Raw genomic sequence first — 15524 nt, forward strand, 5'->3', positions numbered from 1 at the left:
ACGTACTATATAATTTTAAAAGGAACACCACCGTCAACGTATTCCAGTGGTGTTCCTGTAAATTGAACGAAAATGGCAGACTTTCTCCCCAATCGTCACAGTCGATTTTAAACCTGCATTTAATTATGTAGTCATCCAATGAATGATATCATGCCTAACGAGAACGCCAATCTTAAATCCCTGCTCCCGTAGCGGTCGGATGATCAACAGGTTCATTTTCCTGAAAGTCACGTCGATACCACCAGCCGATCAGAACAGCAATGGTAGTCATTGCCGCAGCCAGCAAATACACCTGCACCATACCAAATCGGTCAGCATACCAGCCCATAAATAATAAAGCCAGACCAAAAGCGAGATTGGTAAGCACATCAATTCCTGCCATTACTTTGGGCAGCTGGGCTGGCGGTGCACTGGTTTGCAGCAAGGTGCGGCGAATAATGCCTGCCATTTGAACAGGTAAGCCTGACACAGCAAAAAGAACAAGCGCAGCCACGGGAATGGTATTCAGCGCAAATACAATGGTAATCAGTACATACACTAGCAACGCTCCGAGCATGTACAAAAAGCTGTTCTTTTGCAATCTCTTGACCAAGCCAACGACAATTAATCCACCCAAAATGGTGCCGGAGAAAAAGGACGCATTCATGAAGCCCCACCAGCTCGCATCCCGATGCAGCACTTGACTGACGTACGCCAAAATAAATACGCCGAGCCAAGAGACTCCCCCAATACTGTCCACGCTGTCGACAATCATTAGAGAACGAATACGACGGTTATGCCAAATGATTTTCCATCCTTCCCCAAGCTCTTTCCAATGGGAGCCTTTTTCCTTTGCGGGTTCTACTGCATCTGTTAAGGACTCTGGAGATTCGGGGTTTGATTCCTTTTGATCCAGCGGATCACGAATGAAGGACGTGACAGTTACAGCCACGAGATAACAACAGGAGGCAATTGCAAGAGTATTCAGGGAACCCAGCCAAGCGACAATCATTCCGCTCAACGCCCAGCCTGCACACTTGACCACCTGATCACTGACCGCTACCATACCGTTTGCCCGCATGAGTCCCTCACCAGTGGCCAAACGGGGTACAAGCGCATTACGCGCAGGATTGGTCCATCCATCCAAAAAAGACATGCCAAAAACCATCACAAAAATAAACAGAAACGACCTCTGCTCAGGTACGATCCACAAATAAAGCAGCAGCAACGTAAAAATGATAAACTGCCCAAACTGGGAAAATAGCAGAACCTGCGTCAGCCGAAATCGACCGAGCACGATCGGTGCAACAAGCCCACTAATCACTTGAGCTGACAAACGAAACAACGGGATTAAAATAGTCGTCATTAAGGAATTACTTGAACTGAATACCAACACCACCACACTCAACATGTAGATGATATCTGCTGCGTTGGAAATCGTCTGAGACCCCCACAGGTAATAAAAAGAGCGTCTGATCAAAAAAGTTCCCCCCTCTTTGGTATATCGCCAATTTATGTATTTCCATAACCAAACCTCCCCTGTCGATTACAAATCTGTTAAATGTCCGGTTTTTTGTATGTTCTACATATACCCTTAAATTTCCTTCTTTTATCTTAAAAGGAAATTCAGTGTCCACTATATTTTCATGCCTACTACAATCTGATTTAACACAAAAAAAAGCGTCTATAGCGCTCTTTTCGCTCTATACTGGCGATAAAGATCACTAAGACGCTTCTTAAAATGTTTACTTTGTTAAATCTTCCACAAATTTAGGTAGTACAAATGCCGCTTTGTGCAGACGTGGACTGTAATATCGGGTATCCATCTCTGGAATTTGGTTCTCGTCCACTTCGAGCGGGTCATATTTCTTGCTGCCCAATGTGAATGTCCAAAGACCGCTCGGATAGGTTGGAATGTTTGCACCGTACACACGCACAATCGGGAAAATCTCTTTTACATCTTTGTTGACCTTCTGAATCAGGTCAGCCTTGAACCAAGGATTATCCGTCTGTGCCACGAAAATGCCGTCTTCCTTCAGCGCCTCAAAAATACCTTGGTAAAACCCACGTTCGAACAGCGGCGCTGCCGGACCAACCGGCTCCGTCGAATCGACCATAATCACATCGTATTCATTTTTGTGTTCGATAATATGCATGTAGCCGTCATTGACCAGTACTTCCACATTGGACTCGTCCAACTTCCCAGCAATTTCAGGTAAATATTTTTTAGAATATTCAATGACTTTACCGTCAATCTCCACCAATACAGCCTTTTCCACTTCAGGATGCTTGATGACCTCACGGATAACGCCGCCATCCCCGCCGCCCACAACCAAAACCTTTTTCGGATTCGGATGTGTATTCAAAGCCGGATGTGCTACCATTTCGTGATATACAAATTCATCCTTAACCGTTGTCATCACCATGCCGTCCAGAACAAGCATATTGCCGAATTCCTCCGTCTCGATCATTGCCAGATCCTGAAAATCTGTTTTCTCAGAGACGTAGGTTTGTTTGATTTTTGCTGTAATGCCGAAAGAGGGAGTCTGCTTCTCCGTAAACCACAAATCCATCATTCCAACCTTCTTTCTGATCAAAGTATGTGTCCGGCAATCCGGTAGCATAAACATGGACTTTCCTTATAACTGCAACACGCAAACCCCGAGTTTGCTATATTTATTGTACCAAACACACTTGAATTTCACACTTTTTGCATTATAAGCGATACCCGAATGGACTGTAAAAGCATTTTTAGGGCTTAATCTTGTTTAAAATAGATACGTATATGCATCTGATGAATAGACGCTTTCGGATTGACTATACTGAGAACATCAACTATGGAAGGAGGTGGCATGATGACCGATACTACCGGGCGATCCTCCAAGCGTAAACCGCTTTGGCTTCGATGCTTTCAAGGGCTGATGTCTCTCACGATTCTGACGGTCATCGCCGCCTGCATTCTGCTCGCCTATTTGTACACAACCAGCCTTCCGCTCGCCGATACAGACCGGAATTCCCGTCTGCTCGATAGTCAGGGGCAAGTCATTGCTACCTTCTCTGCCGGAGGAAAGGAATCTATTCCTGTCCAGCTTGATCACATTTCGCCCGATTTAATAGCAGCTACACTGGCTGTGGAAGACCGGAAGTTTTACGATCATTTTGGCTTTGATTTCAAAGGTCTGGGCCGGGCAGTAATCGTTAATTTGACCCGCTGGGATATGTCACAGGGGGCCAGCACGCTGACTCAGCAGCTTGCGCGCAATCTGTACTTATCTCACGAGAAAACGTGGACGCGCAAGGCCAAGGAAGCCATCTATACTGCACAGCTTGAAATGAAGTATTCCAAGGATGAGCTGCTGCAAATGTATTTAAATGAAATTTACTATGGTCATGGCGCCTATGGCATTGAGGCGGCCTCGCAAATGTATTTCGGTAAATCCGCAAAGGATCTGGATTTGGCCGAAAGCGCCCTATTGGCAGGTATTCCGAAAGGTCCGACCTACTATTCACCATATAATCATATGAAAAACGCAAAGGATCGGCAGAAAATTGTACTGGACTCCATGGCACTCATCGGTAAAATTACACCGGCTGAAGCAAGCAAGGCCTATGAGGAAATACTGGCCCTACGGCCCGAGAGCCAGCGTCGGACAGTGGAAGCTGCTCCCTGGTTTCGCGATTATGTTCGCCAGCTAGCGACTCATCAATTTGGGATTAGCGAAGCGGTGCTTGAGCATGGCGGACTGAGCATTTATACGACGCTGGACATGCACATGCAGCAGGCAGCCGAGGCGGCTGTCAATGAGGGCATGAAGAACAGCAACGGACTGGAAACTGCACTAATCTCCATGGACCCGCGCAATGGACATGTCAAGGCCATGGTCGGCGGAACGAACTATGTCGGGAATCAATACAACCATGCACTGGCCACAACCCGGCAGCCAGGCTCGTCTTTCAAGCCGATAATGTATCTCAGCGCGCTGGATTCCGGCCAATTGACGAGTACGTCCAAATTCGAAAGCCGACCGACGTTGTTCCACTACGACAACAACCGCAAAACTTATAAGCCCAAAAATTTTGGAGATAAATATTTGGGTGAAATAGATCTGCGGCGCGCCATTGCGGCATCTGATAATATTTATGCCGTCAGCACCATTCTGCAGGTAGGAGCGGATAAGGTCATGGACCTCGCCAGCAAAATGGGCATTACGAGCGAGCTCAAGCCCGTGCCTTCGCTGGCGTTGGGCGTGTCGCCCGTCAGCCCGTTTGAGATGGCCTCGGCCTTCTCAGTCATCAGCAGTGGCGGGCAAAAGGTAGCTCCGGTGGCGGTGCTGCGCATCACCGATGCGGCTGGGCGATCGCTGTACGAAGCGCCGCAAGCCGCACCCGTTCAGGTGGTAAAGCCCGCCTCTGCCTATGTCCTCACACGCCTCATGGAAGGCGTGTTCGAAGAAGGCGGCACCGGCAACCGAGTCGCGAAGTTGATCAAGCGCCCGGTTGCCGGCAAAAGCGGCACGACCAATACGGACGCGTGGATGGTCGGCTTCACCCCGGAGCTATCCACCGCTGTTTGGGTCGGATATGACAAGGGCAAGGCCATCAGCACCCAGGATGCCAGGCGGGCGGCACCGATTTTCGCACAATATACGGAAAAAGCGCTGGAGAATGTGCCGCCCAAAATCTTCCCGATCCCTGACGGCGTAGTCAGCGCCTATATTGATCCGGCTAGCGGCAAGCTGGCTGCGCCGGACAGTCCCGACAAGCGGCTGGAGGTATTCGTTAGCGGTACCGAGCCGAAAGAGACCCTATCGGGGCAGAATAACCCACAGGCATCGACACCTACTGACCAAGCGGAACGACAGGCCGAAAAAAAATCCTGGTGGGGCAATTTTAAGCGATGGTGGATGGAGTAATAGCAAAAAAAGACTGGAAAACGCCATGATGCGCTGGTCATACCCCTGTCAAGTAGACAGAACTAAAAAGACATCTTTAAGCAGCAACCGTTTCTCGGTATTCAATCGGGGAACGGTTGTTTAATTTTTTCTGAAATCTATTTTCATTATAAAAAGAAATGTACTCCCGTACGTGTTGTTCTACCTCCGCTAGGGTTCCGGGTTTCGTTAAATAAATCTTCTCTGTTTTAAGATGGGAGAAGAAGGATTCTATACAGGCATTGTCTAGGCAATTTCCACGCCTTGAATGGCTCCCAAGCATTCCAAGCCGCTTAAGCTTGCGGTTAAACGGCTTGGAGGTATACTGAAAACCCTGGTCTGAATGGAGAATGACACCCTCCATGTTCACGTTCTTACTTAGAACGTCTAGCGTCTCGCTAACTAGAGCAAGGTCATTTCGTTCCGAAAGACGCCAAGCCACGATTTCATTGTTAAACAGATCTTGAATGACAGAGAGATATACAAACCGCTCTCCAGCTCGTATGTATGTAATATCGGTAACCAGCTTGGATAAAGGAGAATCTGCCTGAAATTGTCGATCTAATCGGTTGCCATTTACCACAGATGCCTGTTTGCCAAAAAAGCGCCGCTTCTTTCGAATGACGGAACGGATCCCTAATTTCTTCATTAGGCGGTACACCTTTTTGTGATTGACCAAGATACCTTCTCTACGTAAAGCAACGGTCATCCGCAGATAACCAAAATAGGGATGGATCCGGTGGATCGACAACATATGCGATTCCAGAAGCTCTTCTTCTTGCTTACGCTGCTGGGTTGTTTGCTGAGTCTTTCTCCATTTATAATATCCTGCCCGAGAAACATGGGCTAATTCAAGTAACCATTTCAACGAATATCGTGTTCGCATTCCCTCAATAATTTCAAACCTCGCTTCTTTCCTCGTCACTCCTTGTGTAGATTTGGATACTGCTTTTTTAAATATTCAATCTCCGCCCGTAGATACGCCATCTCTTCTTCCATACTGGAAAATTTCGTTTTGGGTCGTCCCTGTCTTGTGGTCGTTGGCTGGAGGTTCTCCCCCGCTCGATATTTCGTCACCCAGCTTTGTACTTGGGATTTATTACGAATGTCTAAGTGTTTCGTCACTTCACGAATACTCATATGTTCTTCGTTCACCAACCGGATTGCCTCCATCTTTACATCTAAGGAGTATTGCCGGAATGATTGTCCCTTTTTAGCCATGAAAAATCCCCTCCGTTCAACAAGATTAAGTCCATCTTAACAGATGTCTTTTCTCTCTTGTCTACTAGAAGGGGATAATACCACGCTCTCCCAGTCTTTTTTATCTTTACTTCAATTATCTTATTCGCCCATTTTAGCTCTCTTGCCAGTGCCATCAGCCATTACACAGTTAAGCCCCGTTCTTTCCTAAAGCTGCGCTATTACCAAAAACAGCTAAATGACTCAATACGGTTGGTGTCTACACCATAGTAAAACCAAAAGCGGCCACTCCACCGAAAACCTGCTACGGATGTTCTGCCTACAAAGACAGGGTACATCCAGAAGCGCTCTCCGTTCGTCAGCCATACAAACGTGTTGCGGTACAAACAACCGAAAATGGCTCCTGGGTCAACCGCATAGGCCGAAACTAGCGGTTTCGGTGGCGTAAATTGCGGTGGTGGGGAAGTTGGTGCTTGAGCTTGCTGCCCACCTTGCGGACCGAACGGCCCTTGCGGTGGCGGGGAGAACGGCTGTGGCGAAAAGGGGCCTGGGCCTGGTGGCGGACCTACCGGAGACGGGAACGAATCCTGCATATCAGGAAATTGTGGAATTGAAGGACCTGACGGTGTGAATGGACCCGGAGTACCCGGTTGCGTTCCGAAAGGAACTTGTGGCAGTAAAGACATGTGTTTCACTCCTTGTGTTCTAGGCTGATGTATCCTATGCGGGACATCAGCCCGTGGACTGGGCGAATCCCCATATCGCCGCCAAACTCCGTCATTTCGTCCTTTTATATCAAAAATTCTTATATCTTGACCGGATTAACTCCCCGTCTGGACATGCTCCAGCTCAATTTCATGCACCATTCTAATCTCGACTCGTTTCCTGAGCTCATCATACTGTTCCAGCAGCCGGTGCTTATACCCTAATTTGTCGTTCATCCAGCCTATAATAGAGTCATCCTTATGCTCTGTGGACCAGCTAAACAAATCGCTATAGATTTGAGCAAATGATTCCTCGTTACGGCGAGCGAACCGGAGCGGTTGAACTCTATAGCTGAGCTTCAGTTCCAACATTTCATACAACACTTCCAAACGGTACTCCAAGTCCTGTACACCTGCTTTGGATACATGGTAGCTTTTTATATCCTGAATAAGCTCTCTAAAGGTCAACCCTACATGCTGCATAGCAATATAGGACCACACACAACTTCCCGTAGCTGTTCCATGAGCCTCCCAAAGCGGATTCCACAAAATAGACCGAATTGTATCCTTCTGCTCTTCTCCAAACAAAGCAATTCCAGCAATAATTCCTGCATTACAGTCTACGGAAGCATGTCGCTCTCCCCAATGCACCAATCGTGGAATCATATCTTCAGTAGTACATTTAAAGCTTAGTAGGGGTAAGAATTCATCAAACAGATGCTGATCCACTGCTTGTTCCAATTCAGTCGCCAGTCGTTCACGGAACGATTCGCATGGAAGATGTACGAGCCCCAAACAAGCATCCACAGATGCTGCCCCATATGGCCCGTTCACCCATGCGACGAGATCAGCCGCAGCTTCCACATAACCCAAATAACCTAACACATGCAGCACACCATCAGGTATATGTTCCGAGGATGTCTGATTTCGAACATAACGCTCGTACATATCCTGCGCCAAAGCAACATCTCCGCATCTCATGATCGGCTGAAGAAGCAGCCCCCTAATATAATGATGAGGATCTTCTACAAAAAGCCTATATAACTCCCAGGCATCCTTCACGGTTCCATATTGGGCAACTACATCCGTATAGGCAGAAATGATGCTGGCATCCACTTTATTGCCTGAGCCCAACATATCAATAATCCTTGCTGTCGCGTCTATCATCCGGTTTTCCCCTTTCTCAGTTATGCCTATCTTTCTTTATGAAGTACTTCTCTAATCGTGAATATTTCTATTATAAAAGAGAAAAAATGTTATCATCTATAATCCACTCAAGGGAGCTGATCTGATGCAGGATTCTAGTCCAAAAATCACAACGTTTTTCATGTTTCCCGGTCAAGCAGAGGAAGCCATGCAATATTATACCTCTGTATTTAAGCCGTCTGGTATCATGAGTATTTTTCATCAGGAAGATGGGACCGTGTTACATGCCGTGTTCAACCTCAAAGGGCAAACCTTTATGGCCATAGACTATAACCATCAGGACAAACACCCTTTTACCCCAGCTCTATCGCTATTCGTCACTTGTGATTCGGAAGAAGAAATCTATCGCGTGTTTGGTCAGCTGTCTCAGGAAGGCCGAGTTTTAATGCCCCTTGAAGCCTCGCCCGTAAGCCAACAATTTGGCTGGGTAGAAGACAAGTATGGAGTTTCATGGCAATTAAATTTGGCAAAAGGGTAACCGACTATTTTACTTAGCAATACACTCCTTCATCTTTTTTTGGTACTATTACATGTAGTAGGTGCTAATAAAAGGATGTGTGTTTATTGTATACTGCCGATTGTGAAAAATGTTTTGGTTTATGCTGTGTTGCCTTGCCTTATGCCAAATCTGCTGATTTTGCCTTTAACAAGGATGGAGGAACTCCCTGTCAACACCTAAATGCGGATTATCGCTGCGACATTCATAAGAACCTAAGAAATAACGGCTTGCGAGGCTGTACCGTATATGATTGCTTTGGGGCAGGTCAAAAAATATCCCAAGTTGTATACAACGGAAAAAGCTGGAGAGACAATCCGGCAATAGCTGATGAAATGTTCAATCTATTTCCCATCATGCAACAGCTTCATGAACTGCTGTATTACCTAAATGAAGCCCTTAGCTTAAAAGAAACTCACTCCATTTATACCGAGTTACATAAAGCGATGGAAAAAACCGAGCAGCTTACGGATCAAGCTCCAAAATCTCTTATAGATCTTCATGTACCCACCCATAGGGCGTTAGTCAATGATTTACTTGTACAAACAAGTGAGTTAGTGCGAGAAAAATTCAAGAAAAACATGGAGAACCATAAACTCAGTAAAAAAATCAAGAATAGAGACCTTATCGGGGCTAATTTAAGAGGCGTGAATCTGAGAGGTGCCAACCTGAGAGGCGTTCTACTGATTGCTGCTGACCTACGTGAGGCTGATTTGAGTATGACTGACCTTATCGGTGCAGATTTTAGAGATGCTGACTTAAGTGGGGCTAATCTGGAAGGAAGTATCTTTCTTACACAAGCGCAGTTAAATTCGGCTAAAGGCAATAGCAAAACCAAACTGCCCCCTTCTCTAAGCTTTCCCAGCCATTGGATAAATTAGATTTTACCCTAAAGCAACATTGCTTACCTATATGAAAAAAGAAGTAGACCGCCCTCGACAAGGTACCGATCTACTTCTGAATTTTACTGTTTACTCCGTCATTCTACTCATCCGTCGCATGCTGCTCTGTAGTGCTTTCCTGATAAAAACAGACTTGTGCCTTGCATCCATAACGAATAGTAGATCCAGTATCCTCATAATAACCCACATCTTCGAAATCTGCGGGCTTTGTGGCCTCAATTAGATTCAACAAGTCCTGCGCGACTTCTTCTATAGAATCTTTCTCGGTGTCCCCTCCTATAGCCGGACCGCCTGGTCCTTCGTATGCAGTCAATATCCAGCTTTGTCCAGTCGAATTTGTTGCCTTAATTATGTACCCATAAGCTTCTTCCAAATCTTTCGATGTCCTTTGAGGCTGTCCGAATAAAGTAATTAGCGCTCCTCTAAACTGAGCACTGCTCTCCTCCTCCAGCGATGTAGCATGAAGAATATTGGATGTCATCAATACAGTCTTTGGATCATTAACTTTTTTATAACTATATTTCGATACATACTTCTCGCCTGAATACTTTTTACTTTGTGGGGTTGATTCCTGTTGATCCAATATTATTGGGTTTTGTTTAGAAGTATTCAGTAGCAATCCACACACAATCGCAAGAAGGATCACCGCAACTGCTAAATATTTATTAATTGCACTCCCTCCTTACTCCCTAAAAACTATTTGGCTATGGATACATCTTAAATACACTTATACCTTTTCGTTAAGAGATTCTTCTAGTCTCCGGCTTAAGGCTGCATACTGCTCTGCATTGGTGTCTGAAAATGCTTCTTCCCGGTTAGAGTGTACATGCTGATACTGTGGAAGGCTTAAAAATTGCGACTTTGTAAAATCTATAATGTCCTCACCGATTCGGTTGTAATAATGCCAGCCGCTATCCAGCCAGGTCTTCAAAATATCACCACCAAGCCTGTCCTGAACGACAAGCGCTGTGACTCCACATTGTCCGGCTGCAGGATTATTAGCTGTCCATTTAGAGCTAGACTCCAAAGACCAAGCCTGAAACAATGCCTTTTCTAATTCTACAAAACGATTTGTATTCAATACACGTCTCCCCTTTTGAAACCATTCTGTACTTATAGTGAACCTATCCTACTTATTTCAATCTATATTCCACACTCTGTGAATCTTGGCTTCTGCTTCATTCAGTTCTAGCAAATACACGTCGGGATTGGATAGTTTTTTCCACTCCTCAAAACCAAACTGCGGATCGTAATGTCGAATGAGAAGAGAGAGTAAAGCTCCATGAGTTACAATGATAACCGTTTTTTCCGCCCGCTCTATAAGCTCCTGAACAAGCTGGATTCCTCGATCTGCTGCTTCACGGGATGATTCTCCTCCTTCCAGCTTCAAGTCCTCGTCCAGATATGTCTGTTCCAGCATGTCCAGCCAATGATCCAGATGATCACGGCATAGTACACGTTCCTGAAGACGTAGATCAGTATATACCTGCAAATGTCTACGCTCAGCCAAGGGCTGAATGGTTCGCACGGCCCGTTTCCATGGACTGGACACAATATATTCCACACCTACATTCTCCATAAAATCAGCCAACTGCTCAGCTTGTCGTTTACCTTCATCGGTGAGTCGGGCATCTGGTTCCTGTCCAGTTGCTTGGGCATGTCTAACAAAATAAATTTTCTTCACGTCATCGCTCCTAACCGTCACACAAATGTAGTATTCTATATATTTACAAATAATTATTTTTATGTTATGATATAGGTTTACATATTTGGATTACGTGATAAGATTCCTTTGTATTACATCAACTCTTATGGGAGGGATTCGATGCAATTAGACAAAGGAATACACATGCTCCAGGTTTCTGCTAATATCATGGGAAGTATAGAGAGCATTCACCCCACCTTAATGTGGGACGAAGACAATATGATTTTAGTTGATACAGCTTACCCCGGGCAACTCTCCCTTTTAAATGAAGCTATTCTAGATACCGGATTAGCAATCCATAAACTTACCTCCATATTAATAACACACCAGGATCTTGACCATATTGGCAGTTTAGCAGATATAATCCGGGCTTCTTCCTCTCTAGTTCAAGTATTAGCCAGTTCTATCGAAAAGCCTTATATACAGGGAGAAAACCAGCTTATAAAGCTAACCCCAGAAGCAATAGATCAAGCTGTAAGCTCCATGCCTGAATCCGTTCCGGTAGAGTGGAGACATGCATTCCGGCGTACACTTGAAAATCCCCCAAAGGCTATTGTAAACTCCACCATCGTTGCTGGAGAGGAATTGCCCTTCTGTGGGGGGATCTTAGTTATAGATACTGCTGGTCATACACCAGGACACCTAAGTTTCTATCATAAATCCAGTCAAACCCTGATTGCAGGAGATGCTCTACGTGTAGTAAGCGGCAAATTACTGGCTCCAGACCCGCAATACTGCTGTGATTTCAATATCGCCAAAGAATCTCTTAAAAACCTGCTGCCATATGATATTAAAAAAGTGATTTGTTTTCATGGAGGGCTATACGAAGGCAATTGTAATCAGCGGATATCTGAAATATGTGAATCCTAGCTTTTGTTCACATGTTCATACCAGTCCCTTGACCAGTCAGTGAATCATCTAAAGAAAAGACTAACCAGGAATTCCTGGTTAGTCTTTTCTGAATGAAAGCTAGGCTTTTAAATGAACCCTTAATACAGGTACATCTGAAGTAGCAGATGAGCTTTCTAATATCTCCACATGACTGATCATCTCTTGCCCGTCTGGAACGATTACTGGAGTAATTACAGGTAATCCACCCTGTTGAATCGCGTCCAGGTCAAACTCCATCAATAATTGTCCAGCTTTAATGCTATCTCCTACTTTGACATGAGGGTTAAACCCCTGCCCTTTGAGAGAGACGGTATTAATCCCGACATGTATCAAAACTTGTACGCCAGATTCATGTTCAATAATCAGAGCGTGTTTGCTTTTCTCCATGACATGGGCAACTTTTCCCGCGAAAGGAGCGGTGACCCTACCCTCAGATGGATGAATAGCGATGCCATCCCCCATAGCTTTTGTAGAGAACGCAGGATCTGGAACCTCTTCTAGAGAAACCACTTTTCCTTTAATTGGCGCTACCATGTCGAATTCTTCAATACGGGGAGCCGCCTTCTTTTTCAACCATTTAAACATAACGATGCCACCTTATTTAGAGATTACATTCATAAACAGCGATAGGAAAAAAACTATATCCTTTTAGGAACCGGTTCCACGAATTCATTAAATAAAAACCGGAGTGAAACCGATTTCTATTTGAATTATAGTGAATGCCTTTCCATGATGTCAAGGCGATGATGTTCATAACTTACATGAAAAAGAAGTAGACCGACCCCAACCAAGGTATCGGTCTACTTCTGAACCTTACTGCCGACTGCTCTTTAAGCAGTTGTGTACACTGTTAACGCTAGGCTTACCCTTCCAGCGCCTGCTTCAATTCCTCTGGCGAGGCGTCCCACCATTCCTGATTATGCGAAATCAGCAGGCTTTTGAGCGCTGCTTTATCTTCGCTGCCCAGATCATCCAGCATGAAACGGCGCTTGAGTGCATAATCCATACGGTTAACATGATCGGCAAGAATTTTCCAGCCGCGTTTGGCTTCGTCGTCAATCAGCATCTCGCAGGCCGTCGCGCCACCGTACATACGTCCTTCAGGCGTACGGTCCACAGCTACCCATACCAGCCATACCTGGCGTCCGTTCGGTACGTCTTCTTTATTCGTAGAGAACTTGATTCCACGTTCTACTTTACTTTTGGCATGCATGGCACCGATATCAATTTTCGCCTCTCTTCGGTCAATGATGACCGGGGACATGCTGTTCAGGTCGATTGAGCCTGCGCCGAAGCCCTTATGTTTACTCTTGCCACTGACAATATTCAGTGCAATCTGCTTTTTGCCGTCCGGCTGATTTTCACTCATGCGTCACTAGGCCTCCAATTTCCGTCTTCACACTCATTCTACACTATAAATATTTTAACTAATAATCTCCCGAAAGCAAACATATACATGCTGTAGATGCTTGTCAACGGGAGGTATCCATTGTATGACCCCAGCACGCGCCAAAATCGTTTTATTGTCTACACTAGCCCTCGGACTCCTCGCAGGGACGTTATGGTTTGCCTGGCAACCCCAATCGCAATCCGCCCCTCAGTCTGCAGGCAAACCACTATACGGCTCCGAGTCTGAGTCTGCGCTTGCGCCAGATATGGGCAAGCCTCTAGGGGCCAACATCATGCCCGACCTGCCCAAGAACCCTCCACAGCCCGCTTCGGAAATTCTCAGCAAACGGGTGGTGGAGTATCACATTGATGTATCTCTGGAAAAAGGGCGGGTTTTGCGAGGCACTGAGACACTGACCTGGAGACATCCGGGCAAGAAAACTGTGAATGATCTGTATCTTCATCTATACCCGAATGCCTTCTCTTCTATGGAAACCACCTTTATGAAAGAATCCGGGGGAAAGCTGCGCGGAGACACCATGCCCAAGGACGGCTTTGGCTCCATGACGCTGACCGAACTAAAAACAGAAGATGGTTTATCTCTCATGCACCGTACTCAATATGTACAACCAGATGACGGTAACGCAAGTGACCGTTCGCTCATGAAGGTACGTCTGCCCAAGCCAGTACGAGGTGGCGAAGAAATCACACTATATATGAAGTTTGAAGTCAAACTGCCTGGCATTTTTGCTCGTATGGGTGCGACAGATGATTTTGTAATGGCTGGACAGTGGTTTCCAAAGCTCAGCGTCTATGAGACTGCAGGACAACGTGGACGCGCCGACGAGGGCTGGAACCTCCATCAGTATCATGGCAACTCCGAGTTCTATGCCGATTTTGGAATTTACAGCATACGAATTCGGGTGCCTGAAACACACATCGTAGCAGCGACCGGGTTTCCCACCCGTGGTGCAGTACGACAGAACGGCCAGAAAATATATCAATTTTATGCCGATGATGTACACGATTTTGCCTGGTCCGCTTCACCCAACTTTGTAGCCGTAGAAGAACCCTTTTCTTCTACTGAAGTTCCTGGTGTCAAAATCAAGCTCTATCTGGACCCGTCCCATAAGGAACTCAAAGGACGTTATATGAGCGCAGCCAAGGCCGCCCTTTCGTACTACAGCAAATGGTACGGGCCTTATCCATATTCCACTCTATCTATCGTCGTTCCACCCAAAACAGGCAGTGGAGCCGGCGGCATGGAATATCCGACACTCATCACGGCCGCAGCTGCGGACCAACTGAATCCCGGCTATAATCTGGAACGGACGCTGGTTCATGAGATTGGGCATCAATATTTCTACGGAATGGTAGCCAATAATGAATTTGAGGAGCCCTGGCTGGATGAAGGCTTCACCTCCTATGCAGAAGAACGGCTCATGGAGCAAGAATATGGGCTTATCCCCAACTTGCCATTACAATCCGGACAGGTAGCTTCTCCACAGCCGCTAAACCGCGAATCCTGGAAGTACGGATCGTCGGCTGAGTATGCACAAAATGCCTACTCACGAGGCAAGCTGGTACTACGAGGTATTGAGCGTCAGGTGGGTACGAAAAAAATGGACCGGATTATGCGAACCTATGTCCAGACCTACCGATTCAAGCATCCGACCTCACAGGATTTTCAGCGTGTCGTGGAGAGGGTGACTGGACGCTCATGGAGCCACTATTTTGAACAATATGTATATGACGGCCAGATGGCGGACTTTTCTGTCGATCGCATCACGAACCGCAAGTTGGAGAATGGATATGAAGCAGTCGTGACGCTCAGCAAAAAAGGAGCAGATTATCCCAAGATCCCTGTTCAATTTACCTTCAAGGATGGCACGACAATATTTAAGGCATGGGACGGTACGGGCAAAAGTACATCTTTCCGACTCAAAAGCACCTCCCCCGTGTCCTATGTGGCCGTTGATCCTCTATACACTATTGCACTGGAGAACAAGCATATTAATAATAGCCTGAAGGCTGAATTGGACGAAAAGCAACAAACCCGTTGGAGTGTGAGTGTAACCAAGCTGTTGGAGACACTGCTTGGAAGTCTGTCATGGTGAGGTG

Annotated in this window: 15 protein-coding genes; 5 read left to right on the forward strand and 10 right to left on the reverse strand. The window is 46.0% G+C overall.

Going from position 1 to position 15524, the window contains the following annotated elements:
• Positions 1–172 precede the first annotated feature (172 nt).
• Together BN1546_RS10705 and speE are read right to left on the reverse strand one after the other, a co-directional pair.
• Positions 173–1459: an MFS transporter gene (locus tag BN1546_RS10705; RefSeq protein WP_090737452.1), complete on the reverse strand. Its 1287-nt coding sequence runs from the start codon at positions 1457–1459 to the stop codon at positions 173–175.
• Between the two features lie 265 nt (positions 1460–1724).
• The gene (gene speE / locus BN1546_RS10710) at positions 1725–2552 is read right to left on the reverse strand and encodes a polyamine aminopropyltransferase (RefSeq protein ID WP_043885838.1); all 828 of its coding nucleotides are present in this window, start codon (positions 2550–2552) and stop codon (positions 1725–1727) included.
• A gap of 282 nt (positions 2553–2834) precedes the next feature.
• Here speE and BN1546_RS10715 point away from each other — a divergent pair, with 282 nt between their 5' ends.
• Positions 2835–4892: a transglycosylase domain-containing protein gene (locus BN1546_RS10715; RefSeq protein WP_058831461.1), complete on the forward strand. Its 2058-nt coding sequence runs from the start codon at positions 2835–2837 to the stop codon at positions 4890–4892.
• 76 nt (positions 4893–4968) lie between these two features.
• On the opposite strand, the gene BN1546_RS10720 is transcribed toward BN1546_RS10715, so the two are convergent.
• The 3 genes from BN1546_RS10720 to BN1546_RS10735 form a co-directional block, all read right to left on the reverse strand.
• Positions 4969–6131 (reverse strand): IS3 family transposase gene (locus BN1546_RS10720; RefSeq protein ID WP_369690564.1). Its coding sequence is split into 2 segments (ribosomal slippage): positions 4969–5867 and positions 5867–6131, totalling 1164 coding nucleotides; the frame shifts between segments, so codons are not numbered across the junction.
• A gap of 200 nt (positions 6132–6331) precedes the next feature.
• Positions 6332–6796 (reverse strand): hypothetical protein, encoded by a 465-nt coding sequence (locus BN1546_RS27280; RefSeq protein WP_040102424.1) that lies wholly within the window; start codon positions 6794–6796, stop codon positions 6332–6334.
• A gap of 135 nt (positions 6797–6931) precedes the next feature.
• Complete coding sequence (locus tag BN1546_RS10735; protein ID WP_090737453.1) at positions 6932–7981, reverse strand: hypothetical protein; 1050 nt, start codon at positions 7979–7981, stop codon at positions 6932–6934.
• Between the two features lie 124 nt (positions 7982–8105).
• Between BN1546_RS10735 and BN1546_RS10740 the strand changes: the two genes are divergently transcribed.
• Together BN1546_RS10740 and BN1546_RS10745 are read left to right on the forward strand one after the other, a co-directional pair.
• Positions 8106–8498, forward strand: coding sequence for a VOC family protein (locus BN1546_RS10740; protein WP_090737455.1), 393 nt, complete (start codon positions 8106–8108; stop codon positions 8496–8498).
• Between the two features lie 86 nt (positions 8499–8584).
• Entirely contained in the window at positions 8585–9397 is an 813-nt protein-coding gene (locus BN1546_RS10745; protein ID WP_090737457.1) for a pentapeptide repeat-containing protein, read from the forward strand.
• A gap of 103 nt (positions 9398–9500) precedes the next feature.
• On the opposite strand, the gene BN1546_RS10750 is transcribed toward BN1546_RS10745, so the two are convergent.
• From BN1546_RS10750 to BN1546_RS10760, 3 genes are all read right to left on the reverse strand, one after another.
• Positions 9501–9899 carry a hypothetical protein gene (locus tag BN1546_RS10750; protein ID WP_255305297.1) on the reverse strand — a complete coding sequence of 133 codons (399 nt, stop codon included), beginning with the start codon at positions 9897–9899 and terminating at the stop codon, positions 9501–9503.
• A gap of 246 nt (positions 9900–10145) precedes the next feature.
• Positions 10146–10499: a YunG family protein gene (locus tag BN1546_RS10755; RefSeq protein ID WP_013368747.1), complete on the reverse strand. Its 354-nt coding sequence runs from the start codon at positions 10497–10499 to the stop codon at positions 10146–10148.
• 57 nt (positions 10500–10556) lie between these two features.
• Positions 10557–11102, reverse strand: coding sequence for a histidine phosphatase family protein (locus tag BN1546_RS10760; protein ID WP_090737461.1), 546 nt, complete (start codon positions 11100–11102; stop codon positions 10557–10559).
• Between the two features lie 141 nt (positions 11103–11243).
• On the opposite strand from BN1546_RS10760, the gene BN1546_RS10765 reads away from it, so the two are divergent.
• Positions 11244–11993, forward strand: coding sequence for an MBL fold metallo-hydrolase (locus BN1546_RS10765; RefSeq protein ID WP_090737463.1), 750 nt, complete (start codon positions 11244–11246; stop codon positions 11991–11993).
• Between the two features lie 99 nt (positions 11994–12092).
• Here BN1546_RS10765 and BN1546_RS10770 read toward each other — a convergent pair whose 3' ends face one another.
• Positions 12093–12599, reverse strand: a complete 507-nt coding sequence (locus BN1546_RS10770) for a PTS sugar transporter subunit IIA (RefSeq protein ID WP_013368744.1) — start codon at positions 12597–12599, stop codon at positions 12093–12095.
• Between the two features lie 277 nt (positions 12600–12876).
• Positions 12877–13383, reverse strand: coding sequence for a YwhD family protein (locus BN1546_RS10775; protein ID WP_090737465.1), 507 nt, complete (start codon positions 13381–13383; stop codon positions 12877–12879).
• 124 nt (positions 13384–13507) lie between these two features.
• Between BN1546_RS10775 and BN1546_RS10780 the strand changes: the two genes are divergently transcribed.
• Entirely contained in the window at positions 13508–15520 is a 2013-nt protein-coding gene (locus tag BN1546_RS10780) for a M1 family metallopeptidase (RefSeq protein WP_090737467.1), read from the forward strand.
• Positions 15521–15524 lie beyond the last annotated feature (4 nt).

This window comes from Paenibacillus sp. Mc5Re-14, from assembly GCF_001049835.1.
Classification (GTDB): domain Bacteria; phylum Bacillota; class Bacilli; order Paenibacillales; family Paenibacillaceae; genus Paenibacillus; species Paenibacillus polymyxa_C.